The 23,014-nt window shown below is 71.8% G+C and carries 18 protein-coding genes and 1 tRNA gene; 12 read left to right on the top strand and 7 right to left on the bottom strand.

Going from position 1 to position 23,014, the window contains the following annotated elements:
- Positions 1-1,281 carry an NAD(P)/FAD-dependent oxidoreductase gene (locus G408_RS0111645; protein WP_051282946.1) on the top strand — a complete coding sequence of 427 codons (1,281 nt, stop codon included), beginning with the start codon at positions 1-3 and terminating at the stop codon, positions 1,279-1,281.
- 146 nt (positions 1,282-1,427) lie between these two features.
- Positions 1,428-2,768, top strand: coding sequence for a substrate-binding domain-containing protein (locus G408_RS15710; RefSeq protein WP_084628257.1), 1,341 nt, complete (start codon positions 1,428-1,430; stop codon positions 2,766-2,768).
- Between the two features lie 28 nt (positions 2,769-2,796).
- Here G408_RS15710 and G408_RS0111635 read toward each other — a convergent pair whose 3' ends face one another.
- The 5 genes from G408_RS0111635 to uvrA all read right to left on the bottom strand — a co-directional run bounded on the left by G408_RS0111635 (position 2,797) and on the right by uvrA (position 10,968).
- Positions 2,797-3,549 carry an enoyl-CoA hydratase/isomerase family protein gene (locus tag G408_RS0111635; RefSeq protein ID WP_028771220.1) on the bottom strand — a complete coding sequence of 251 codons (753 nt, stop codon included), beginning with the start codon at positions 3,547-3,549 and terminating at the stop codon, positions 2,797-2,799.
- A 10-nt stretch (positions 3,550-3,559) separates the two neighbouring features.
- On the bottom strand, positions 3,560-5,029 hold the full coding sequence (locus G408_RS0111630; protein ID WP_028771219.1) for a DUF4139 domain-containing protein: 1,470 nt from the start codon (positions 5,027-5,029) through the stop codon (positions 3,560-3,562).
- A 104-nt stretch (positions 5,030-5,133) separates the two neighbouring features.
- A complete protein-coding gene (locus G408_RS15705) occupies positions 5,134-7,596 on the bottom strand; it encodes a methyl-accepting chemotaxis protein (RefSeq protein WP_037413165.1) in 2,463 nt (820 codons plus the stop codon).
- Between the two features lie 118 nt (positions 7,597-7,714).
- Positions 7,715-8,107 (bottom strand): acyl-CoA thioesterase, encoded by a 393-nt coding sequence (locus G408_RS0111620; RefSeq protein ID WP_028771218.1) that lies wholly within the window; start codon positions 8,105-8,107, stop codon positions 7,715-7,717.
- Positions 8,104-10,968, bottom strand: coding sequence for an excinuclease ABC subunit UvrA (gene uvrA / locus G408_RS14535; RefSeq protein WP_051282944.1), 2,865 nt, complete (start codon positions 10,966-10,968; stop codon positions 8,104-8,106). The genes G408_RS0111620 and uvrA overlap by 4 nt, the downstream gene beginning before the upstream one ends.
- A 260-nt stretch (positions 10,969-11,228) precedes the next feature.
- Here uvrA and rplU point away from each other — a divergent pair, with 260 nt between their 5' ends.
- The 3 genes from rplU (at position 11,229) to cgtA (ending at position 13,064) form a co-directional block, all read left to right on the top strand.
- The gene (rplU, locus tag G408_RS0111605; protein WP_028771217.1) at positions 11,229-11,540 is read left to right on the top strand and encodes a 50S ribosomal protein L21; all 312 of its coding nucleotides are present in this window, start codon (positions 11,229-11,231) and stop codon (positions 11,538-11,540) included.
- Positions 11,541-11,565: 25 nt separating this feature from the next.
- The gene (gene rpmA, locus G408_RS0111600; RefSeq protein WP_028771216.1) at positions 11,566-11,826 is read left to right on the top strand and encodes a 50S ribosomal protein L27; all 261 of its coding nucleotides are present in this window, start codon (positions 11,566-11,568) and stop codon (positions 11,824-11,826) included.
- A 146-nt stretch (positions 11,827-11,972) separates the two neighbouring features.
- On the top strand, positions 11,973-13,064 hold the full coding sequence (cgtA, locus tag G408_RS0111595; protein WP_028771215.1) for an Obg family GTPase CgtA: 1,092 nt from the start codon (positions 11,973-11,975) through the stop codon (positions 13,062-13,064).
- A gap of 122 nt (positions 13,065-13,186) precedes the next feature.
- Here the strand turns inward: cgtA and rpsT are convergent, their stop codons facing one another.
- The gene (rpsT, locus tag G408_RS0111590) at positions 13,187-13,456 is read right to left on the bottom strand and encodes a 30S ribosomal protein S20 (RefSeq protein WP_028771214.1); all 270 of its coding nucleotides are present in this window, start codon (positions 13,454-13,456) and stop codon (positions 13,187-13,189) included.
- Positions 13,457-13,575: 119 nt separating this feature from the next.
- On the opposite strand from rpsT, the gene murJ reads away from it, so the two are divergent.
- From murJ to radA, 7 genes are all read left to right on the top strand, one after another.
- Positions 13,576-15,135, top strand: coding sequence for a murein biosynthesis integral membrane protein MurJ (gene murJ, locus G408_RS0111585; RefSeq protein ID WP_028771213.1), 1,560 nt, complete (start codon positions 13,576-13,578; stop codon positions 15,133-15,135).
- 24 nt (positions 15,136-15,159) lie between these two features.
- A complete protein-coding gene (locus G408_RS0111580) occupies positions 15,160-16,167 on the top strand; it encodes a bifunctional riboflavin kinase/FAD synthetase (RefSeq protein WP_028771212.1) in 1,008 nt (335 codons plus the stop codon).
- Positions 16,164-19,043 carry an isoleucine--tRNA ligase gene (ileS, locus tag G408_RS0111575; protein WP_028771211.1) on the top strand — a complete coding sequence of 960 codons (2,880 nt, stop codon included), beginning with the start codon at positions 16,164-16,166 and terminating at the stop codon, positions 19,041-19,043. Before G408_RS0111580 ends, ileS begins: the two co-directional genes overlap by 4 nt.
- 25 nt (positions 19,044-19,068) lie before the next feature.
- Positions 19,069-19,596 carry a signal peptidase II gene (gene lspA, locus G408_RS0111570; RefSeq protein WP_051282943.1) on the top strand — a complete coding sequence of 176 codons (528 nt, stop codon included), beginning with the start codon at positions 19,069-19,071 and terminating at the stop codon, positions 19,594-19,596.
- Positions 19,593-20,549, top strand: coding sequence for a 4-hydroxy-3-methylbut-2-enyl diphosphate reductase (gene ispH, locus G408_RS0111565; protein WP_028771209.1), 957 nt, complete (start codon positions 19,593-19,595; stop codon positions 20,547-20,549). Before lspA ends, ispH begins: the two co-directional genes overlap by 4 nt.
- A 37-nt stretch (positions 20,550-20,586) precedes the next feature.
- Positions 20,587-20,662, top strand: a tRNA-Thr gene (locus tag G408_RS0111560).
- Between the two features lie 52 nt (positions 20,663-20,714).
- Positions 20,715-22,094, top strand: a complete 1,380-nt coding sequence (gene radA, locus G408_RS0111555; protein WP_028771208.1) for a DNA repair protein RadA — start codon at positions 20,715-20,717, stop codon at positions 22,092-22,094.
- A 15-nt stretch (positions 22,095-22,109) separates the two neighbouring features.
- Here the strand turns inward: radA and G408_RS0111550 are convergent, their stop codons facing one another.
- The gene (locus tag G408_RS0111550; RefSeq protein WP_051282942.1) at positions 22,110-22,928 is read right to left on the bottom strand and encodes a cytochrome C assembly family protein; all 819 of its coding nucleotides are present in this window, start codon (positions 22,926-22,928) and stop codon (positions 22,110-22,112) included.
- Positions 22,929-23,014 lie beyond the last annotated feature (86 nt).

Raw genomic sequence — 23,014 nt, 5'->3', positions numbered from 1 at the left:
ATGCCCGACCATTCCCGACCCTCGCCCGAAATCGCCGACGAGGTGCTGGTGCTGGGCGGCGGCGTGGCCGGGCTGGCCTGCGCCCAGGCCTTGGCCGAGGCCGGCCGGGCGGTGCGGGTGCTGGAGCGGGACCGGATCGGTGCTGCCACCAGCCTAGGCAACTGCGGCACCCTCACCCCCAGCCATGCCCTGCCACTCGCCGCGCCCGGCATGGTCGGCACCGCCCTGCGCTGGATGTTCACCCCCGATGCGCCCTTCCTCGTGCGGCCGCGCTGGGACCCGGAGCTCTGGCACTGGATGCTGCGTTTCGCCGCCCGCTGCGATGCCGACACCTTCGCCCGCGCCATCGCGCCAAAGGCCGCCCTGCTCACCGCCTCGATGGACCTGCTCGACGACCTGGTGAAGCGCCGCGGCCTCGACTGCGGCTACCGCCGCGACGGCCTCACCTATGTCTACCGCGATCTTTCTGCGTTCAAGGCGGCGGTATCGGAGCATTTGCGGCTCACCGCGCATGGTATCGAGGTACAGGTCTGGGATGGCGAGACGGCTCTGGCCGACGAACCCTGCCTGCGTCCCGGCGTGGTGGGGGCCCTGCATTTCCCCGGTGATGGCCACCTGCGGCCGGAGCGCTACACCGCCGAGCTGGCGCGCCTGGTGCGCGAGGATGGCGGGGTGGTGGAGGAGGGCGTGGCGGTACGGCGCCTGCAACGGGCGGCCGGCGGCTGGTATCTCGAAAGCGCGGATGGCCGGTGCTGGACGGCCCGCGAACTGCTGGTGGCGGCCGGGCCCTGGGCCCGGCGCCTGCTCGCTCCGCTCGGGCTGCGCCTGCCCCTGGTGCCGGGCAAGGGCTACTCGATCACCACCGCGCGCCCGGCCCGGGCGCCACGCCGCCCGCTGGTGTTGAAGGAACGCTCGGTCTGTATCACCGCCTGGGACGACGGGTTCCGTCTCGGCAGTACCATGGAGTTCGCCGGCTACGATGCGCGCCTGACCCGCGCCCGTCTCGATGCTCTGGAGCGCGGCGCCCGCGAGGGGCTTCATGAGCCGATCGGCCCGGGGCGGCGCGAAGAATGGTTCGGTTGGCGACCGATGACCTGGGACGACCTGCCGATCTTGGGTGCGGCCCCCGGCCATCCCGGGCTTTGGCTGGCGGTGGGGCACGGCATGATGGGCATGGGCATGTCGGCGGTCACCGGCCGGCTGCTCGCCGACCTGATGCTCGGCCGCGACCCGGTGGTCGACCCCGCGCCCTACCGCCTCGAGCGTTTCGCCTCGCGCTGAGCGGTTCGCGTTGAGCGGCGGGAGGCCGCCTGTGAACTGCGAAGGCGCGCAAACTTCGCGCAGATCGCGCCCGTCCTGACACGGCGCCGTCATCCTGCTCCGCCACCGTGCCCGGCCGGTCTGGAACGAGGCGATGGGGAGAGCGGATGGTCGGGCGATGGGGATGGGGTGGCGTGGTGCTGGCCCTGGGATTGCTGGGCGGCGGGGTGCAGGCGCAGCCGGCGCGGCTCTGCCTGTCGGGCTCGAACACCATCGGTGAGCGCCTGGCGCCGGCCCTGGTGAAGGCCTGGGCCGAGACCCGTGGCTGGCCTCTGCGGAGCGAGGCGGTGCCGGCCAACGACGAGCGCCGGCTCATCCTGGACACCCCGCGCGGGCCGCTCACGGTGGACGTGCTGGCGCATGGCACCAGCACCGGCTACGCCGCCCTGCGCGACGGCCAGTGCGACCTGTGGATGGCCTCGCGCCCGGTGCGCCGCGACGAGGTCGAGGGCGCGCGTGCCCTGGGCCCTCTGTTCGAGCGCGGGCAGGAGCACGTGGTGGCCCTGGATGGTCTTGCGGTGATCGTGCATCCCGCCAATCCCCTCGCCTCGCTCACCGTCGAGCAGGTGCGGGCGGTGTTCTCCGGCCGCATCGGCGACTGGTCGGCGCTCGGCCTGGCCCCCGGCCCGATCGCCCTGCATGCCCGTGACGACCGTTCCGGCACCTTCGATACCTTCCGCAGCCTGGTGCTCGGCGACGCCGCCCTGAGCCCGCGCGCCCTGCGCTATGAATCCACCGATCAGCTCGCCGCCGCGGTCGCCGCCGACCCGCGGGCCATCGGCTTCGTCGGTCTGGCGGGCGTGGGCCGGGCCCGGGCGCTCGCGCTCTCCGAGCGCGGCACGCAGGCGCTCGCGCCCACGCCGCTCAGCGTGGCCACCGAGGACTACGTGCTCTCGCGCCGCCTCTTCCTCTACGGCGCCGAACGCCTCCGCACCGAGGCGCGGGACTTCCTCGACTTCGCCCTCGGCGCCGGCGGGCAGGCGGTGGTGGCAAAGGTGGGCTATGTGCCGCAGGAGGTGCAGGCCCTTGCCGTGCCCCTGCCGACGGAGCCGGAATACCGCGCCTTGGTGCAGGGGGCGCGCCGGCTCAGCCTCAACTTCCGCTTCGGCGAGGGCGCGGCGGTGCTCGACAACAAGGCGGTGGAGGACATCGAGCGCCTCGTCCGCTTCATGGCCGAGCCGGCCAATGCCGGACAGCAGCTGCTGCTGATCGGCTTCGCCGACCGCAGCGAGTCCACGCCCTACCTCGCGCTCTCGCTCAGCAACGACCGGGTGGATCTCGTGGCTGCCGAGCTGCGGGCGCGCGGGCTCAAGGTGGCGCGCCAGCGCGGCCTCGGGCAGATCGCTCCGGTGGCCAGCAACGACACCCCGCTGGGCCGCCAGCGCAACCGCCGGGTCGAGGTCTGGCTGCGGCCGGCCGAGTCCGTGCCGAGCGCCGCCGCCCCTTGAGGCGATGGGTTCCGGGGCAGGTCCCGGTTCAGCCCTTGCCGAGCTTCGCCACCAGAGCGCGCAGGGCCGCCTGCGTGCCGGCGCTGAACCAGCGGTCGATGAAGCCCTCGAGTTCGTCCTCGCTGAAGCCGTCCAGGGCCGCATGCAGGTCGGCGCGGGCGATGGCGCGGGTGGCGAGCAGGGCCTCGCGTGGCAGCTGACCAAGCTCGCCGAGCCAGTGCAGGGCTCGGGTGGTCACGTGCTCGGCATCGGTGAGCTCGTCCACCAGCCCGATGGCCTGGGCTTCGGCGGATTCGATCATCGCTCCTGTCACCATCAGGCGTTCGGCGCGATGCGGCCCCACCACGCGCCGCATCAGGGTCTGGATGGCATCGGGCACCACAAGCCCCACCTGGGTCTCGTTGAGGCCGATGCGGAAGGCCCCGCGGGCCATCACCCGGTAGTCGCAGCACAGGGCCAGCACGCAGCCGCCGGCCGGGCTGTGGCCGCCGATCGCCGCCGCCACCGGCACCGGGCAGTGGGCGATGGCGCGGGCCGCGGCGAAGAACTGCGACCAGGCGGCGGTCAGGCCCTCGCGGTCGAGGCCGAGCAGGTGCGGCACGTCGAGACCGGCCGAGAACACCTTGGGGCCGCCGGAGAGCACCACGCCCTGCACGCCGCGCAGCGGCGCTGGCTGGAAGGCCTCGGTGAGCGCGGCGAGCAGGGCCGGGTCGAGCGCATTCACCGGCGGCCGCGCGAGGCGGAGTTCCAGCAGGCGGTCGTGGACGATGCGTTCCAGCATGGGGCGGGCCTCAGTCGATGGTGATGTCCTCGGCCCAACGATAGCGCACGGTGTAGCGCAGTGCCGTCTCGCCGCCGGCCGGCACCTCGGCCACCGCCTCGATGCGCTGCGCATCCTGCTTGCGGAAGCGCTCGCCGCCCTCCACCAGCTGCCAGTCGGTCCAGCGCGGCAGGCGGTCGCCGAGCACCACGCGGGCGGGCTCGGCCTTGGCGTTGCGCAGGGTCCATTCCACCGTCTCGGTCATCGTGCGGCGGCTGCGGTCGAGCTGGAAATCGAGGGTGCGGCGGTGCGCCTGCACGTCGAAGGAGGCGCCGAGATCGAGATCGATCTCGCGCCCGGCCGGGCTGTGGCCGAGTTCGGCTTCGCCGAGGAAGTCCTCGCCTTCGAAGGCGCGCAGGCGGCCCGCCGGCAGGGGCAGGCCAAGGCCGCGGCCGCGCTCGTTGCGGAACACGAGGCGCTGGCGCACCTCGAAGTCGCCATCGGCGCCGAGCTCGCGATGGGTCATCGGGCGGCCCGGCATCCAGCCCGGATCGGCAGGGCCTGCCACCAGGCGGCGCTCGCAGGGCACGCCCTCGGCCGGCGCGATGAGCGGCAGGTGCTGCAGGCTGCCCTCGGGCAGGTCGCCGGTGCCGGGCAGTCGGTAGCGATGCTGCTCGCCGGAGGCCAAGACCTCGGGGGCGGCGTCGGCCGCCATCATCTTCGCCTCCATCGGGGCGGCGGCCCGCATCATGGTGCCGCTCACCTGCACGCTGTCGATGCGGCGGTTCGGCTCGCCGGCCACCAGCTCGAGCGCGACGTCCTTGAAATCGATGCCGGAGCGGTTCACCACCATCGCATGGCCCTCCAGCCGCATGCGGCAGGCCGTGTCGCGGCCAGTGAGCTGGGCGCGGTATTCGGCGCGCCAGGCAAGGCCGGCAGTGGCATAGGCGAGGCGGGCGTCACGGGTGGCGCCGCCGGTGTCGAGCGAGAAGCGCAGGGTGGGGCGGGTCACCAGGCCGGCGGGCGGCTCGGCGAGGGTGAAGCTGGTGAAGCCGGAAAGCACCCGCACCGTGCCATCGGCCTCGCGCAGGCTCAGGCCCTGGCCGGCGGCCAGCAGGGTGCCGCGGTACTCGCGCAGCTGCCCGCCGAGCGCCTGCTCGACCACGATCGGCCGGCCGATGGAGCGGGAGAGCAGTTGCGCCTGGTCGGCGGTGGCGAAGTCGTAGCGCTGGCTGCGCACGCTGACGCCCGGCCCGGCGAGGCTGGCGGTGGAAGGGTCGATGGCGAGCGGCAGGTCATCCACCGTCCACTCCCCGCCCGCCACCCGCACCGGGCGCTGCACCAGGGCATAGCCGGCCTGCGACGGGCCGCGGGCTTGCGAAAGGGCCTCGAAGCCGCCGTTGTAGACGGTGAGGCGTTGCGGGCTGGCATCCACGGGCATGGCGGTGATTCCGGCGGCGAGGGCGAGCGGGAGGGCGAGGGGAGGGCGGCGCGGGGTCATGGGGTCTCTTCCGAGGGGGAGGAAGGATCGTGGCCCTTTCCGCAGGCCGAGGCCAAGGCCCGGCGCAGGATCCGGCTTCTGCATTCAGCCGCGGTTGCGGCCGGCTAGAGCCGGAAGCGGGCCACGCTCTCGGCCAGCCGGGTCGCCTGTTCTTCCAGCGAATGGGCGGCGGCGGTGGCTTCTTCCACCAGTGCGGCGTTCTGCTGCGTGGCGCTGTCCATGTGGACGATGGTGGCGCTGACCTGCTCGATGCCGCTGGTCTGCTCGGCCGAGGCGGCGGAAATCTCGCCCATGATGTCGGTCACCCGGCGCACGCCGGCGACGATCTCCTCCATCGTCGCCCCGGCACCGTCCACCAGGGCCGTGCCGCCGTCGATCTTGGCCACGGTCTCGGCGATCAGGCCCTTGATCTCCTTCGCCGCCTGCGCCGAGCGCTGGGCCAGGCTGCGCACCTCGCTCGCCACCACGGCAAAGCCGCGGCCCTGCTCGCCGGCGCGCGCCGCCTCCACCGCGGCATTGAGGGCGAGGATGTTGGTCTGGAAGGCGATGCCGTCGATGACGGTGATGATGTCCTCCACTTTCCGCGACTGGGCATGGATCTCGCCCATCGTGGCCACCACCTCCTGCACGGCCTTGCCGCCGCGCGCCGCGGTCTCGGCAGCGCCGATGGCGAGCTGGTTGGCCTGCCTGGCGTTCTCGGCGTTCTGCCGCACGGTGGAGGTCAGCTCCTCCATGCTCGCCGCCGTTTCCTCGAGCGAGGCCGCCTGCTGCTCGGTGCGGGCCGAGAGGTCCTGGTTGCCGGAGGCGATCTCGCCCGCGGCGGTGTTGATCGCCAGTACCGCCTGCTGGATCTCCTGCACCATGCCGCGCAGCTGCATCACCGTGGTGTTGGTCGACTGCTGCAGCTCGGCGAAGCGCCCCGAGGCCTTGCCGTCGAGGGTCAGGGTGAGGTCGCCATCGGCCACCGCCGACAGCACCCGGCAGGTCTGCGACAGCCCTTCGTCGGCATTCGCCATCAGCTGGTTCAGGGCCTCCACCATCTCGCGGAAAGCGAACTCGAAGCGCGTGGCATCGCCACGCAGGTGGAACTCGCCGGCGGCCGCGCCGCGCGAGAGCATCAGGATCTCGTCGCGGATGGCCAGCATGTTGTTGCGCACGCCCTCCACCGCCTCGGTGATCCGGCGCTTCTCGCCCGGCAGTTCCGGCATGCGCGGCGCGAGATCTCCCCTGGCATAGGCCTGCACCACCTCGACGATCCGCTCGCTGGTGGCGATGTGCTGCTCGGCGAGGTGGTTCACCCCGCGGGCCATGTCGGCGAAGGCGCCGGGATAGTGGCCGGGATCGATGCGGGCTCCGAGCTGGCCGGCATCGTGCTGCCGCGTCACCTCCTGCTGTTCGGTCATGAAGGTCACCAGCGCGTCGCGCATGCCGAGCACCGCCTTGCCGAGCCGGGCCATCTCCTCGGAGTCTCCGGGCGGGATGCGGGCATCGAACTGCCCCTTGGCGAGCTGCTCGACGCTGCCCACCGCAGCCTCGACCGGCTGCCGTACCAGGCGGCGCAGCAGCCAGGCGGTGCTGGCCACCACGCCGGCGCACACGACGAGGGCGACGAAGAACACGGTCCAGCCGATGGCGCGGGCATTCGCCAGCAGCTCCTCATCGGGCAGTTCGGCGCCCAGGGCCAGCCGCCCCTCGTAATCGCCCACCCGGATCGGCACGTAGACCCAGGTGCTGCCCTCGGCATCGGCGGTGAACACCTCGTCGCGGGCGATGGTGGAGAGCATCTCGGCGGCATAGCGGGTCTCGAGGGGCCGGCCGAGGCGCGAGGCATCGCGGTCGGCCAGCAGGGTGCCCCTGGCCGAGACGAGACGCACTCCGCCTCCTTCGCCCACCTTCACCGCACCCAGCCGGGCCTGCAGGTCGGCAAGCCCGATGTCGGCACAGACCGCGCCGATGACTTCCCCGTTCCGCAGGATCGGCACGGTGAAGGTGGTCATCAGCACCTCCACCCCGTTCACCGGATAGACGTAGGGTTCGATCAGCTGTTCTGTGCCACTCGCCTTCGCGAGCTGGTAGTAGTCGCCGTCGCCCGGCGTGTCGTAGTTCTCCAGTACCGTGGCCTGCACGCCCTCCGGGCTGTTGAAGAAATAGGGCGCGAAACGGCCGGAGGCATCGTGCATGGCATCGGCATTGGCGTAACGGGCGTCGCGACCGTCGAAGGCGTCCGGCTCCCACACCGTGCCCATGCCGATCAGCTGTGGCTGGGCGGCCAGCGCCGCCTTCATCTGTTCTGCGGTGCGCGCGCGGTCGGCGCGGCCGGCCAGCACGTCGGCGAGCTGCATGGCGGCCAGCGAGCGGTTCAGGGTGGGGGCGATGGCGAGCAGCTTCTCCACCGCCAGTGCCTCGGCGCGGGCCGTGGCCCGGAGTTCCTGCAGCGCCTCCTCACGGGCGATGCCGGCAGCCCGCTGGTAGATCAGCAGGCCGGCGGCCACGAAGCCGGCGATGGCCACGGCGCCGATCAGCAGCGCGGACGTGGCGGCGATGCTCCAGCGACGGAACCCTTGCATGTCCGACCCTCCCCCCGAAGTGCCGTGGCATCACGCTAGCACGGCCTCCGGAGGGCGGCGTGGTGGTTGCGGATGAAACCGGGGCCGGTGCGCCGTGGAGCAGGGGGCGGGGCGGGCCTCAGGCGCAGGCCGTGCGCACGGCCTCGGGCAGGGGGATGGAGGCGCCGCTCCGGTCCACCCACACCATCACCGCCTGGCCGTCGGCGTATCGCAGGCCGTCTTGAGTAGCACTCTCGATGCGGTGCTCCAGGGTCAGGCTCTTGCAGCCCACCCGCGCGGCCAGCAGGGAGACCCGCAGGCGCTCCGGCCAGCCGATCGGACGACGGTAGTTCACCGTGGCGGCAGCCAGGATCGGGGCGCAGTCCACGTTGGCCCAGTCGGGCGTGAGTGTCTTGAACCAGGCCACCCGGGCCTCTTCCACGTAACGCAGGTAGCTCGCGTTGTTGACGTGGTTGAAGGCATCCATGTCGCCCCAGCGCACGTCCATGGCGATCTCGAACAGCGGCTTCATGCAGACTTCTTCCTCCGGGCGGGCTTGGCGGCCGGGGCCTCGCCGAGCAGGCGGGCGAGGAAGCGGCCGGTGTGGGAGCGGGGATGGGCGGCGATGGCCTCGGGGGTGCCGGTGGCGATGATCTCGCCGCCGCGGTGCCCGCCCTCGGGGCCAAGGTCGATGATCCAGTCGGCAGTCTTGATCACGTCGAGGTTGTGTTCGATCACCACCACCGTATTGCCGTCGTCGCGCAGGCGGTGCAGCACGGCAAGCAGGTGCTCGATGTCGTGGAAATGCAGGCCGGTGGTCGGCTCGTCGAGGATGTAGAGGGTGCGCCCGGTGTCGCGGCGCGAAAGCTCCTTCGACAGCTTGACGCGCTGCGCCTCGCCGCCGGAAAGCGTGGTGGCGCTCTGCCCGAGCTTGATGTAGGCAAGGCCCACGTCCATCAGTGTTTCCAGCTTGCGGGCGATGGCCGGCACCGGCTCGAACAGCGAGAGCGCATCCTCCACCGTCATTTCCAGCACGTCGTGGATGGAGTGGCCCTTGTAGAGGATCTCGAGGGTCTCGCGGTTGTAGCGCTTGCCGTGGCAGACATCGCAGGGCACGTACACGTCGGGCAGGAAGTGCATCTCCACCTTGATCAGGCCATCGCCCTGGCAGGCCTCGCAGCGTCCGCCGCGCACGTTGAAGCTGAAGCGCCCCGGGGCATAGCCGCGGGCGCGGGCCTCCGGCACCTGGGCGAACAGCTCGCGCAGCGGGGTGAACAGGCCGGTGTAGGTGGCCGGGTTGGAGCGCGGCGTGCGGCCGATCGGCGTCTGGTCGATGTCCACCACCTTGTCGAACAGCTCGAGGCCGTGGACCTCCCGGTAGGGCGCCGGCGAGGCCGCCGCGCCGTTCAGTTCGCGCGCGGCCAGGGCGAACAGGGTGTCGTTCACCAGGGTGGACTTGCCCGAGCCGGAGACGCCGGTGACGCAGACGAACAGTCCGGCCGGGATCTCGAGGTCCACGTCCTTCAGGTTGTTGCCGCTGGCCCCGAGCAGGCGCAGCCACTCGCCCTTGCGCGGCGCATGGCGCTTCGCCGGCACCTCGATGCGGCGCTTGCCGGAGAGGAACTGCCCGGTCACCGAGCGCGGAGCGGCCATGATGTCCTCCACCGTGCCCTGGCCCACCACCTCGCCGCCGTGCACTCCGGCGCCGGGGCCGATGTCGACGATGTGGTCGGCGAGGCGGATGGCGTCTTCGTCGTGCTCCACCACGATCACCGTGTTGCCGAGGTCGCGCAGCCGGGTGAGGGTGCCGAGCAGGCGCTCGTTGTCGCGCTGGTGCAGGCCGATGCTGGGTTCGTCCAGCACGTACATCACCCCCACCAGGCCGGCGCCGATCTGGCTCGCGAGGCGGATGCGCTGCGCCTCGCCGCCGGAGAGGGTGTCGGCCTGGCGGTCGAGGGTGAGGTAGTCGAGGCCCACGTCGACGAGGAAGCGCAGGCGCTCGCGGATCTCCTTCACGATCTTGGCCGCGATCTCGCCGCGCCAGCCGGGCAGGGCAAGCCCGTCGAAGAAGGCCATGCAGGCGTCCACCGGCAGCCTCGCCACCGCCGGCAGGTTGCGGCCATCCACGAACACGTGGCGGGCCATGCGGTTGAGACGGGCGCCACCGCAGTCGGGGCAGGGCTGGTCGCTGATGTATTTCGCCAGCTCCTCGCGCACCGTCTGCGATTCGGTCTCGCGGTAGCGGCGCTGCAGGTTCGGCAGGATGCCCTCGAAAGGATGCTTGCGCTGGCTCCTCGCCCCCGATTCGGTGACGTAGTGGAAGGCGATGGCCTCGCCCCCGGAGCCGTTCAGGATCACCTCGCGCACCTTCTCCGGCAGCTCGCGCCAGGGCGTGTCCACGCTGAAGCCATAGTGCCTGGCCAGCGAGGCGATGAGCTGGAAGTAGTAGATATTGCGCCGGTCCCAGCCGCGCACCGCACCATTGGCCAGCGAGAGCTCGGGGTGCCCCACCACCTTGGCCGGGTCGAAGACCTGGGTAATGCCGAGCCCGTCGCAGGTGGGGCAGGCGCCCACCGGCGAGTTGAAGGAGAACAGCCTCGGCTCCAGCTCGGGCAGCGAGTAGTCGCAGACCGGGCAGCCGTACTTGCTGGAGAAGGTGAGCGGCGTGGCCTCGGCATCGTCCATGTCGACCACCAGCGCGAGGCCGTCGGCCAGCTTCAGCGCGGTCTCGAAGCTCTCGGCCAGGCGCTGCTTCAGCTCCGGGCGTGGGCGGAAGCGGTCCACCACCGCCTCGATGCTGTGCTTCACCCGCAGTTCCAGCTTCGGCACGGCGTCGATCTCGTGCACCACACCGTCCACCCGCACGCGCACGTAGCCCTGGGCGCGCAGGGCGTCGAACACCTGGACATGCTCGCCCTTGCGTTCGCGCACCACCGGGGCGAGCAGCATCAGCCGCCGCTCCTCGGGCAGGGCCAGCACCGCATCCACCATCTGGCCGATGGTCTGTGCCTCCAGCGGCAGGTCGTGGTCGGGGCAGCGCGGGGTGCCCACGCGGGCGAACAGCAGGCGCAGGTAGTCGTGGATCTCGGTGATCGTGCCCACCGTCGAGCGCGGGTTGTGCGAGGTGGACTTCTGCTCGATCGAGATGGCGGGGGAGAGGCCCTCGATGTGGTCGAGGTCGGGCTTCTCCATCACCGAGAGGAACTGCCGGGCGTAGGCCGAGAGCGACTCGACGTAGCGGCGCTGGCCCTCGGCGTAGATGGTGTCGAAGGCCAGCGAGCTCTTGCCCGACCCCGACAGCCCGGTGATGACGATGAGCTTGTCCCGGGGCAGGTCGAGGTCGATGTTCTTCAGGTTGTGGGTGCGGGCGCCGCGGAGGCGGATCTGGTCCATCGGGGTCGGGACGCGGGGGCAATCGGGTAGCATAGCGGCAGCCCGTCATCGGGCCGTGACCCCGGGCGCCCCCCGCGGCCTCCCGCGGGCCTCCCCCCCGCCTGAACCGATCCCCGCCGCCTCCTTGCGCGGAAAGCCCGCGGCTTGGCATACTCTGCGACTCCCTGCGTCCAGCCCGGCCTCGTGCCGCGTTGCGCCGCCGGGTGGCGGTGCCGCTCGGGGCCGCCCATTCCCAAGAAGAACTACACAGGAATCGCGACATGTACGCAGTGGTCGTCACCGGCGGTAAGCAGTACCGCGTGATGAAGGGCGAAACCCTCCGCGTCGAGCTGATCGACGCCGAGCCGGGCGCCAGCATCGAACTCAACGACGTGCTCCTGGTGGGCGATGGCGACAAGGTCACCGTCGGCGCCCCGAAGGTGGCGGGCGCCAAGGTCACCGCGACCGTCAAGGGCCATGGCCGCTTGGAGAAGGTTCGCATCGTCAAGTTCCGCCGCCGCAAGCACCATCGCAAGCAGATGGGCCACCGGCAGCACTACACCGAACTCGAGATCACCGGCATTTCGGCCTGATCCGTCCGCCTGAGGAGAACACGTCATGGCAAGTAAAAAGGGCGTCGGCTCGACCCGCAACGGCCGCGATTCCAACCCGAAGTACCTCGGTGTGAAGATCTTCGGCGGCCAGGCCGTCGAGGCCGGCAACATCATCGTCCGCCAGCGCGGCACCGAGTTCCATCCCGGCCCGGGCGTCGGCATGGGCCGCGACCACACGCTGTACGCGCTGGTCGACGGCAAGGTCGATTTCTCGGTGAAGGGCGCCAAGCGCCGCCGCACCGTCAGCGTGGTCGGCGCCGAGTAAGCCGGCCCCGTGTCGCGGCCCCGGCCCCCGGCCGGTACGCCGCCTGCCACGCAGCGCAAGCGCACGACGCTCCGCCCCGGCGGGGCGTCGTCGTTTCCGGCGGGGTGAAAATCCGGCAGGCTGGCCCTGCCGACAGGAGCATCAGCATGAAATTCGTCGACGAAGCCGAGATCTCGGTCCATGCCGGCAACGGCGGCAACGGCTGCGTCAGCTTCCGCCGCGAGAAGTTCATCCCCTTCGGCGGGCCGGACGGCGGCGACGGCGGCAACGGCGGCAGCGTTTGGCTGGTGGCCGACGAGAACCTCAACACCCTGGTCGATTTCCGCCACCAGCGGGTCTTCCGCGCCCAGCGCGGGCAGAACGGCATGGGCCGCGACATGTACGGCAAGGCCGGCGAGGACGTGGTCATCCGCGTGCCGGTGGGCACCGCGGTGTACAACATCGCCACCGACGAGCTGATCGGTGATCTCACCGCCCACGGCCAGCGTCTGCTGGTGGCCAAGGGCGGCGACGGCGGCAAGGGCAACATCCACTTCAAGAGCTCGGTGAACCGCGCCCCGCGCAAGGCCACCCCGGGCTGGCCGGGCGAGGAGCGCGAGCTCAGGCTCGAGCTCAAGCTGCTGGCCGATGTCGGCCTGCTCGGCTTCCCCAATGCCGGCAAGAGCACCTTCATCCGCGCCGTCTCGGCGGCCACGCCCAAGGTGGCCGACTATCCCTTCACCACCCTCTACCCGAACCTCGGGGTGGTCAGCGTCGAGCCCTACAAGAGCTTCGTCATCGCCGACATCCCGGGCCTGATCGAGGGCGCGGCCGAGGGCGCCGGCCTTGGCGCCCTGTTCCTGCGCCATGTGCAGCGCACCCGCCTGCTGCTGCATCTCGTCGACATGGCGCCGCTGGACGGCGAGACCGACCCGGTGGAGCAGGTGCGGGCGATCGAGCGCGAACTCGGGAAGTACGACCCGGCCCTGCTCCAGAAGCCGCGCTGGCTGGTGCTGAACAAGGCCGACCTGCTCGATCCGGAGGAGGTCCGGGCCCGTGAGGCCGAACTCGTTGCCCGGCTGGGCTGGACGGCGCCGCATTTCGTGGTCTCGGCCATCGGCCGCGAGGGCACCCGGGCGGTGGCCCTCAAGGTGCAGCAGTTCTTCGACGAGCAGAAGCAGGCGGCGGCCGAAGCCGCCGAGGACGCGGCCTGGGCCGAGCGCCTGGCGGGGGAGTGCCCGCCCGCCGGGCCGGCCTGAGCGACGCGCGGGGGCATGCCCGGCGCCTTGCCGTGCCGGCAATGAAAAAGCCGGCATGGCGCCGGCTCTTTCGTGTTTCCCGTGCCGCGTGGGGCGGGCAGGGGGGGGGCTGCCGCTGGGGCTCAGGCGGCCTTCAGGGCCTTGATGTGGGCATTGAGGCGCGACTTGTGGCGGGCCGCCTTGTTCTTGTGGATCAGGCCGCGCGAAGCGTAGCGGTCGAGGATCGGCTGGGCCACGGCGAAGGCGGCCTCGGCGGCGGCCACGTCCTTGGCGGCGATGGCCTTGACCACCTTCTTCACGGCGGTACGCAGCATCGAGCGCTGGGCCGAGTTGCGGGCGTTGCGGACAGCGGCCTGCTTGGCGCGCTTCTTGGCGGACTTGATGTTGGCCACGGACGGCTCCTGCGTGAAACTGGGTAAGATGCGGGAAGAAAGACCGCGGAGTATTGGGGAAAAACCTTGCTGCGTCAAGAAGTAAGCCCGTTTCCGGGCCCGGCGTTCAGGAATCGCACGTGAAGCGCCCCGCCCTGCTGCGGTCCACCGCCGTCTTCAGCGCCATGACCCTGCTCTCCCGCCTCGCCGGCTTCGCCCGCGACGTGCTGCAGGCCAACCTGTTCGGCGTCTCCGCCGCCACCGATGCCTTCGTGGTGGCCTACCGCATCCCCAACTACCTCCGGCGCATCTTCGCCGAGGGTTCCTTCGCCTCGGCCTTCGTGCCGGCCTACTCGGCGATCAAGGACCAGGCCGACCGCGAGGCAGTGCGCGACTTCCTCGACCACGTGGCCGGCGCCCTCTGCGCCGCCGTGCTGGTGGTGGCCGCACTCGGCATGCTGGCCGCGCCCTGGCTGGCCGCGGTCTTCGCCCCCGGGGCCCTGGCCCAGGCCGGGCAGGTGGCGCTGATCGCCGACATGCTGCGCATCACCTTCCCCTACCTGGTGTTCATCTCGCTCACCGCGCTGGCCGGGGCGGTGCTGAACAGCCATGGCCGCTTCGGCCTCGCCGCCCTCACCCCGGTGCTGCACAACGTGGCCATGATCACCGCCATGCTGGCCCTGGCCCCGCTGTTCGAGGTGCCGCCGATGGCGCTCGCCTGGGGCGTGCTGCTGGCCGGGCTGCTGCAGTTCGCCCTGCTCTGGCCGGCGCTGGGGCGGCTGGGGCTGCGCCCGCGCTTCCGCCTCGACCTCCGCCATCCGGCGGTGCGCCGGGTGGGCGGCCTGATGCTGCCCACGCTGTTCTCCTCCTCGGTGGCGCAGCTCAATCTGATCGTCGGCACCGTCTTCGCCTCGCTGGTGGCGCAGGGCAGCCAGACCTGGCTGTACAACGCCGACCGGCTCTCGGAGTTCCCGCTCGGCCTGTTCGGCGTGGCCATCGGCACGGTGATCCTGCCGCACCTCGCGGCCCGCCACGCCGCCGCCGATGCCGAGGGCTATGCCCGGGCCATCGACTGGGGCCTGCGGATGGTGATGCTGGTCGGCCTGCCGGCCGGGGTGGGCCTGCTGATGCTGGCCGAACCGCTGGCCGCGGCGATGTTCCAGCACGGCGCCTTCACCGCCGAGGACGCGCGGATGACCGGGCTGGCGCTCTCGGCCACCGCCATCGCCGTGCCCGCCTTCATGCTCACCAAGGTGCTGCTCTCGGCCTTCTACTCGCGGCAGGACACCAGGACGCCGATGCGCGCTGCGGTGGCGACGGTGCTGCTCAACGTGGTGCTGATCGCCGCCATCACCACGCCTTTGTGGAAGCTCGGGGTGCCCGGCGCGCATGCCGGCATCGCGCTCGCCACGGCACTCGCCGGCATCGCCAATGCGGCCCTGCTCTGGCGCTGGCTGCACCGCGGGGGCGCATACCGCTCGCAGCCGGGCTGGGCGGCTTATCTCCTGCGCCTCGTTCTCGCCTCGCTGGCGATGGCGCTGGCGCTCGGGGCCCTTCGGGCCTGGCTCGGTGACTTCACCGCCATGCCCCTGTGGCCGCGCATCGGCGCCGTGCTCGGCTGCGTGGCGGCCGGGGCGGCGGTGTACGGACTCGTCCTGCTGGCCCTCGGGGTGAGGCCGCGGCAGGTCTGGGCCCACTGAAGGGCCGGTATACTCGGCGTCTCCATGAGCCTGCTGTTCCGTGACATCGGGGGCGCCTCGCCCACCCCCGCCGGCAGCGTGGTCTGTATCGGTGCGTTCGACGGCCTGCATCGGGGTCATCAGGCGCTGATCGGCCGCGCCCGCGGCCGTGCGCGCGAACTCGGGCTGCCGCTCGTGGTGCTGAGCTTCGAGCCCCTGCCGCGCGAGTACTTCATGGCCGCCGAGCCGCCGGCCCGGCTGCTGCTGCCGGCGGCCAAGCTGGCCGGGCTTGCCGCCCTCGGGGTCGATGTGATCGGCCTTTTGCGCTTCAACCCGGCGATGGTGGCCATGCCGGCCGAGGCCTTCGTGCACGAGGTACTGGTGGCCAAGCTCCACGCCCGCGAGGTCTGGGTAGGCCCCGATTTCCGCTTCGGCCACCGCCGCGGCGGCGATGTCGCCCTGCTCGAGCGCATGGGCGGCGAGCTCGGCTTCAGCACCCACGGCCTGCCGCTGGTGGAGGCGGCGGGGGAGCGGGTGTCCAGCACCGCGGTGCGTGCCGCGCTGGCTGCCGCCGATTTTCCCCGCGCCGCGCGGCTGCTGGGGCGCCCCTATGCCATTCCCGGCCGCGTGGTGCGCGGCCGCCAGCTCGGCCGCACGCTGGGCTATCCCACCGCCAACCTGCGCTTCGGCGGCCGCCGGCCGCCGATGCAGGGCATCTTCGCCACCTGGGTGCATGGCGTGGGCGATCGGCCCATGGCCAGTGTCTCCAGCCTCGGCACCCGGCCTACGGTGAACGGCACCGAGCCGCTGCTGGAGGCCCACCTGTTCGACTTCGCGGGCGACCTCTACGGCCGCCGCATCGAGGTCGAGTTCGTCGCCAGGCTGCGCGACGAGCTGAAGTTCGACGGTCTGCCGGCCCTGGTGGAGCAGATGGACCGCGATGCCGCCGAGGCGCGCGCCCTGCTGGCCGCAGCGGCCCCGGCCCGCGCCATCGCCGAGACGCCGTGCCCCGCGGGCGCGCCCTCCCATTCCTTGAGCCCGACGACGCCGTGAGCATCGATTACAAGTCCACCCTCTCGCTGCCGGAAACGGCCTTCCCGATGCGCGGCGACCTGCCGAAGCGCGAACCGGCCACCCTGGCCCGCTGGCAGGAGGGCCGCCTCTACGAGCAGGTACGCGCCCGCGCCGCCGGCCGCCCGCGCTTCGTACTGCACGACGGCCCGCCCTACGCCAACGGCAGCATCCACATCGGCCATGCGGTCAACAAGGTGCTGAAGGACATCGTGGTGAAGTCGAAGCTGCTCTCCGGCTTCGATGCGCCCTACGTGCCCGGCTGGGACTGCCATGGCCTGCCCATCGAACTCGCGGTCGAGAAGAAGTTCGGCAAGGTCGGCGACAGGCTCGACGCCGCCGCCTTCCGCCAGAAGTGCCGCGAGTACGCCGCCGAGCAGATCGCCGGCCAGTCGCGGGATTTCCAGCGCCTCGGCGTGCTGGGCGACTGGGAGCATCCCTACCGCACCATGGACTTCCGCTTCGAGGCCGACATGGTCCGCGCGCTGGCGAAGATCGTCGGGCGCGGGCATCTCGTGCGCGGCGCCAAGCCGGTGCACTGGTGCTTCGACTGCGGCTCGGCCCTGGCCGAGGCCGAGATCGAATACGCCGACAAGACCTCGCCGATGATCGACGTGGCCTACGATGCCCGCGATCCGAAGGCGCTGGCGGCGAAGTTCGGTGTGGACTCCGGTGACGCCATCGTCGCCGTGCCGATCTGGACCACCACGCCGTGGACCCTGCCGGCCTCGCTGGCCGTCACCCTTGGCCCGGAACTCGGCTATGTGCTGGTGGAGGGGCCGGCCCGCAACGGGACGCGCGTGCTGCTGGTGCTGGCCGAGGCCCTGGCCGGGAAGGCGCTGGCGCGCTATGGCGTGGCCGAAGCCAGGGTGCTGGGTCGCGCCGAGGGCCGGGCGCTCGAAGGCGTCGTGCTCGCCCATCCGTTCTACGAGCGCGAGATCCCGCTGATCCTCGGCGAGCACGTCACCGCCGAGGACGGCACGGGCGCGGTGCACACGGCGCCCGGCCACGGCCAGGAGGACTTCGCGGTCGGCAGGCGCTACGGCCTCACCGAGCGCTACACCGCGGCGCAGATCAATCCGGTCGATGGCAAGGGCCTCTATCTGCCGGGCACGCCGCCGATCCCGACACCCGAGGGCGAGGTCGCGATCGCCGGCGCGCATCTGTGGAAGGCGAACGACCTGATCGTCGCGGCGCTCACCGCCCGCGGCGTGCTGCTGGCCTCGGGCAGGCTGCAGCACAGCTACCCGCACTGCTGGCGGCACAAGACGCCGGTGGCCTTCCGCGCCACCCCGCAGTGGTTCATCTCGATGACGCAGGCGAACCTGCGCGCCGATGCGCTGGACGCGATCAAGGGCGTTGCCTGGTTCCCCGACTGGGGCGAGGCGCGCATCCGCGCCATGGTCGAGGGCCGCCCGGACTGGTGCATCTCGCGCCAGCGCACCTGGGGCGTGCCGATCGCGCTGTTCACCCACCGGATCACCGGCGAGCCACACCCGCGCAGCGTCGAGCTGATGCAGGCGGTGGCCGAGAGGATCGAGCAGGGCGGGGTGGATGCCTGGTATGCGCTGGACCCCGCCGAGCTGCTGGGCGCCGAGGCCGCCGAGTACGAGAAGGTCACCGACATCCTCGACGTCTGGTTCGATTCCGGCGTCACCCACGAGGCGGTGCTCGCCGCCCGCGGCGCCGACGGGCTTGCCAAGCCCGCCGACCTTTACCTCGAAGGCTCCGACCAGCACCGCGGCTGGTTCCAGAGCTCCCTGCTCACCGGGGTGGCGATGGACGGGGCCGCGCCCTACCGCCAGGTGCTGACCCACGGCTTCACCGTGGACGCGCAGGGCCGGAAGATGTCGAAGTCGCTCGGCAACGTGGTCGAGCCGCAGAAGGTGATCGACCAGATGGGCGCCGACGTGCTCAGGCTGTGGATCGCCAGCGCCGACTACCGCAACGAGATGTCGGTCTCCGAGGACATCCTCAAGCGCACCGCCGACGCCTACCGCCGCATCCGCAACACCGCGCGCTTTCTGCTCGCCAACCTCGCCGGCTTCGATCCGGCCCGGCACCTGCTGCCGAACGGCGGGCTGCTGTGGCTCGATGCGCAGGCCGTGGCCCGCGCCGGCGAGGTGCAGGCCGAGATCATCGCGGCCTACGCCCGCTACGACTTCGCTGCCGTCGTCGCCGCCCTGCAGCACTACTGCACCAACGATCTCGGCGCGCTCTACCTCGATGTCACCAAGGACCGCCTGTACACCATGCCGGTGGACAGCCGCGGCCGCCGCTCGGCGCAGTCGGCCATGTTCCGCATCGTCCATGCGCTCACGCGCTGGATCGCCCCGATCCTGAGCTTCACCGCCGACGAGATCTGGCAGCACCTGCCGGGCGAGCGCGAGGGGCACGTGCTGTTCACCACCTGGAGCGGTGATCTCGATCCGCTGCCCGCGGGCGGCGTGCTGTCCGCCGAGGGCTTCGCGCACCTGCTGGCCCTGCGCGAGGCCGTGGCCAAGGTGCTGGAACCGATGCGCGCCGGCGGCGCCATCGGCGCCTCGCTGGAGGCCGAGGTCGATCTGTACCTCGATGAGGCCATGCTCACGATGCTGGCGCCGGTGGCCGGCGAGCTGCGCTTCCTGTTCCTCACCAGCGAGCTGCGCCTGCATCCCGCCAGCGCGGCGCCGGCCGGGGCCGTTCCCGCCGAGGGCGTGCCGGGGGCGGCCATCCGCGCCGTGGCGAGTCCGCATCCGAAGTGCGTGCGCTGCTGGCATTACCGGGCCGATGTGGGCCGCCATGCCGCACACCCGGAGCTGTGCGGCCGCTGCGTGGAGAACGTGGAAGGCGGCGGCGAGGACCGCCGCTTCTTCTGATCCCCCAACTGCCTGGTACGCCCGCGTGAGCCCTGCCGATCCCGTCCCCGCCACCGAGCGCCCTGCCGCCGTGCGTCCGAACGCGCTCGTCTGGCTCTGGCTCTCGCTCTTCGTGCTGCTGCTCGACCAGGCCAGCAAGCATTACTTCCTGTCCGTGCTCGACTACGGCGGTCCTGCCATCCCCGTCATCGAGGGCTTCTGGGAGTGGAAGCTGGCGAAGAACCACGGCGCCGCCTTCAGCTTCCTTGCCGCGGCGGGGGGCTGGCAGCGCTGGTTCTTCTCGCTGCTGGCGCTCGCCATCAGCGGCCTGCTCGCCTACTGGCTCGCCCGCCTGCCGCGTGGCCACTGGCGCGAGGCGCTGCCCTTCGCCCTGATCATCGGCGGGGCCATCGGCAACCTCGTCGACCGCCTGCGCTTCGGCTACGTGGTCGATTTCATCCACTGGTACTGGCAGGCGTACAGTTGGCCGGTGTTCAACCTCGCCGATTCGGCGATCGTGGCCGGGGCGGTGTCGATGGTGCTGTTCAGTCTGCTTCCGGGAGGCCGGCGATGAGCTTCGAGGTCCTGCTCGCCAACCCCCGCGGTTTCTGCGCCGGCGTCGACCGCGCCATCGAGATCGTCGAACGCGCGCTCGAACAGCTCGGGGCGCCGATCTACGTACGCCACGAGGTGGTGCACAACCGCTACGTCGTCGACGACCTGCGCGCCCGTGGCGCGGTCTTCATCGAGGACCTCGCCGAGGTGCCGCCCGGCGCCACCCTGGTGTTCAGTGCCCATGGCGTCTCCCAGGCCGTGCGCCAGGAGGCGGCGGAACGCGGCTTCCGGGTGTTCGATGCCACCTGCCCGCTGGTGACCAAGGTGCACATGGAGGTCATCCGCCACTGCCGCGCCGGCCGCGACGTGGTGCTGATCGGCCATGCCGGGCATGTCGAGGTGGAAGGCACGATGGGCCAGTGGCGCCAGGAGGAGGGCGGCGGCCGGCTCTACCTCGTCGAGGACGTGGCACAGGCCGAGGCGGTGCAGGTCTCGCAGCCGGAGAACCTCGCCTTCACCACCCAGACCACGCTCTCGGTGGACGACACCAAGGACATCATCGCCGTGCTGCAGCGGCGTTTCCCGGCCATGCAGGGGCCGCGCCACGACGACATCTGCTATGCCACCCAGAACCGCCAGGATGCCGTGCGCGGCCTGGCCGCCCGCTGCGACCTGATCCTCGTGGTGGGCAGCCCCAGCAGCTCCAATTCCAACCGCCTGCGCGAGCTGGCGGAGAAGAACGGAGTGGAGGCCTATCTCGTGGACGGGGCCGAGCACATCGATCCTGCCTGGCTCGAAGGCAAGCGCTGCGTGGGCGTGACCGCCGGGGCCTCGGCTCCGGAGCTGCTGGTGCAGGGCGTGGTGGCCCGTCTGGGCGAGCTGGGCGGCGGCCCGGCCACCGAACTCGCCGGCAAGCCGGAGGACATGGTGTTCGCCCTGCCGAAGGAGCTGCGGGTCCGCCTCGTCGATTGACCGCCCCCGGGGGCGGGCCTAGAATCCCGCCCCTGCTGCCGGTGTAGCTCAGTTGGTAGAGCGGCGCATTCGTAATGCGTAGGTCGGGGGTTCGAGTCCCTTCTCCGGCACCATCGCAAGGCCGCCTCCGGGCGGCCTTCGCGTTTCCGACAGGCAGGAGCCCCGATGGCCGGCAAAGCCAAGACCGCGTACGTCTGCGCCGACTGCGGCGCCAGCTACCCGAAGTGGCAGGGCCAGTGCGAGGCCTGCGGGGCCTGGAACACGCTCTCCGAAATCGTGCTCGAGCCGGCGGCTGCGAAGGCCTCGCCGCGCCACGGGAACTGGGCCGGCTCGCCGGAGCAGGCGCGCATCACGCCGCTTGCCGCGGTCAAGCACGAGGCGGAATCGCGGCTGTCCACCGGCATCGGCGAGCTCGACCGGGTGCTCGGCGGCGGCCTCGTGGAAGGCTCGGTGGTGCTGGTGGGCGGCGATCCTGGCATCGGCAAGTCCACCCTGCTGCTGCAGGCCGTCTCGGCCATGGCGCCGCGGGTGCCGGGCCTCTACGTCACCGGCGAGGAGAGCCTCTCGCAGGTGGCGGGCCGCGCCCAGCGCCTCGGCCTCGGCATCGAGGGCGTGCAGGCGCTCGCCGAGACCTGCGTCGAGCGCATCCTCGCCCAGGCGGCGCGGGCCAGGCCGCGGCTGATGATCGCCGACTCCATCCAGACCCTGTGGTCGGAGCTGCTCACCGCAGCGCCGGGCTCGGTGAGCCAGGTGCGCGAGAGCGCGGCGAAACTGGTGCGCTTCGCCAAGGAAACCGGCACGGCAGTCTTCCTCGTCGGCCACGTCACCAAGGAGGGCGGCATCGCCGGCCCGCGCGTGCTCGAGCACATGGTCGACGCCGTCCTCTATTTCGAAGGCGAGGCCGGCAGCCGCTTCCGCGTGCTGCGCGCGTTCAAGAACCGCTTCGGCGCGGTCAACGAGCTGGGTGTGTTCGCCATGGGCGACAAGGGCCTGCGCGAGGTGGCCAACCCCTCCGCCATCTTCCTCTCCGGCGCGCGCTCGCCGCAGCCCGGCAGCGCGGTGATGGTCACCCGCGAGGGCACCCGGCCGCTGCTGGTCGAGGTACAGGCACTGGTCGACCAGTCTCCGCTCGCCAATCCGCGCCGCGTGGCCCTCGGCCTCGAGCAGAACCGGCTTGCCATGCTGCTCGCCGTACTGCACCGGCATGGGGGCGTGGCGGTGTTCGACCAGGACGTGTTCGTGAACGTGGTCGGCGGCATCCGCGTGCAGGAGACCGCCGCCGACCTGCCGGTGCTGCTCGCCGTCTTGAGTTCGCTGCGCGACCGCCCCCTGCCCGAGAAGACCGTCGCCTTCGGCGAGGTCGGCTTGTCGGGCGAGCTGCGTCCGGTGCCGAACGGCGAGGAGCGGCTGAAGGAGGCCGCCACGCACGGCTTCCGCCGCGCCGTGGTGCCGAAGGCCAATGCGCCGAAGTCGGGGAGAGTGGGCGAACTCGAGGTGCTCGGTGTCGAGCGCCTCGCCGACGCCTTGGAGCAGGCGGCTGGTTGAGCCGCGGCGGGCCGATCAGCGGCCCAGCAGGAACTCGTAGACGAAGCGGCTGCCGAAGAAGGCGAGGGCCAGCAAGACCATCGCCGCGAGGGTCCAGCGTGCCGCCCGGGCGCCGCGCCAACCCCAGCGCCAGTGGCCGAAGAGCAGGGTGGCCAGCACGGCCCAGCCCAGCAAGGAGAGCACGGTCTTGTGCGCGAGGTGCTGGGCGAAGAGGTCCGCCACGAACACCAGGCCCATGGCGAGGGCGAGGGTCAGCAGGGCGAAGGCAGCGACGAGGGTGCGGAACAGCAGGCTCTCGGTCTGGGTGAGCGGGGGCAGGGCGCGCAGCAGCGGGGTGATCCGCCGCTGCCGCAGGGCATGTTCCTGCCACCACAGCCCGGCGGCGAACAGGGCGGCCAGGGCCAGGGCCGCATAGGCCAGCAGGGCCAGCCAGGCGTGCATCAGGATCGGCCAGGCGAGCGCGCCGCCACCGCTGCCCGGCCGGCCGCCCACGGCGTAGGCGAGCGCACAGGCCGCGGCCACCGGGAACACCAGCACCCCGAGGGCCTCGAGACGCTCGAGCCGCGCCGCCGCGAGGCTGAGTACGGCCATGCCGAGGCTGACCAGCGAGAGGGCGGCGAAGAAGTGCAGGTCCGGCGCGCCGCCGAGCGTGCCCGCCCAGACATGCAGGATGAGCTGCAGCCCGGCGCCGAGGCCGGCGAGCAGCAGGGGGGCGGCCATGCCGTTCGCCGGCTCGCCCGCGCGCAGACGGCGCGCCAGTCCGAGGGCGGCGAGCGCGTAGGCGAGCGCGGCCGGGGCCGCGAACAGCAGGGCGGTGGTCGAAGGGGCGGGCATCGCGCCAGTGTCGCACAGCGGCGCGGGAATCGAGAACGCCTCGCAACGGCGCGGGGGCTATACTTCGCGCCCGGTTTCCGTACGCC

It is taken from the genome of Silanimonas lenta DSM 16282 (assembly GCF_000429065.1).
GTDB lineage: Bacteria > Pseudomonadota > Gammaproteobacteria > Xanthomonadales > Xanthomonadaceae > Silanimonas > Silanimonas lenta.
This window is presented reverse-complemented; position numbering and strand designations above follow the sequence as displayed.

Coding starts and splice junctions, on each gene's coding strand:
- G408_RS0111645 (WP_051282946.1), top strand. CDS start 1: ATGCCCGACCATTCCCGACCCTCGCCCGAAATCGCCGACGAGGTGCTG.
- G408_RS15710 (WP_084628257.1), top strand. CDS start 1,428: ATGGTCGGGCGATGGGGATGGGGTGGCGTGGTGCTGGCCCTGGGATTG.
- G408_RS0111635 (WP_028771220.1), bottom strand. CDS start 3,549: ATGCTGGAACGCATCGTCCACGACCGCCTGCTGGAACTCCGCCTCGCG.
- G408_RS0111630 (WP_028771219.1), bottom strand. CDS start 5,029: ATGACCCCGCGCCGCCCTCCCCTCGCCCTCCCGCTCGCCCTCGCCGCC.
- G408_RS15705 (WP_037413165.1), bottom strand. CDS start 7,596: ATGCAAGGGTTCCGTCGCTGGAGCATCGCCGCCACGTCCGCGCTGCTG.
- G408_RS0111620 (WP_028771218.1), bottom strand. CDS start 8,107: ATGAAGCCGCTGTTCGAGATCGCCATGGACGTGCGCTGGGGCGACATG.
- uvrA (WP_051282944.1), bottom strand. CDS start 10,968: ATGGACCAGATCCGCCTCCGCGGCGCCCGCACCCACAACCTGAAGAAC.
- rplU (WP_028771217.1), top strand. CDS start 11,229: ATGTACGCAGTGGTCGTCACCGGCGGTAAGCAGTACCGCGTGATGAAG.
- rpmA (WP_028771216.1), top strand. CDS start 11,566: ATGGCAAGTAAAAAGGGCGTCGGCTCGACCCGCAACGGCCGCGATTCC.
- cgtA (WP_028771215.1), top strand. CDS start 11,973: ATGAAATTCGTCGACGAAGCCGAGATCTCGGTCCATGCCGGCAACGGC.
- G408_RS0111580 (WP_028771212.1), top strand. CDS start 15,160: ATGAGCCTGCTGTTCCGTGACATCGGGGGCGCCTCGCCCACCCCCGCC.
- ispH (WP_028771209.1), top strand. CDS start 19,593: ATGAGCTTCGAGGTCCTGCTCGCCAACCCCCGCGGTTTCTGCGCCGGC.
- radA (WP_028771208.1), top strand. CDS start 20,715: ATGGCCGGCAAAGCCAAGACCGCGTACGTCTGCGCCGACTGCGGCGCC.
- G408_RS0111550 (WP_051282942.1), bottom strand. CDS start 22,928: ATGCCCGCCCCTTCGACCACCGCCCTGCTGTTCGCGGCCCCGGCCGCG.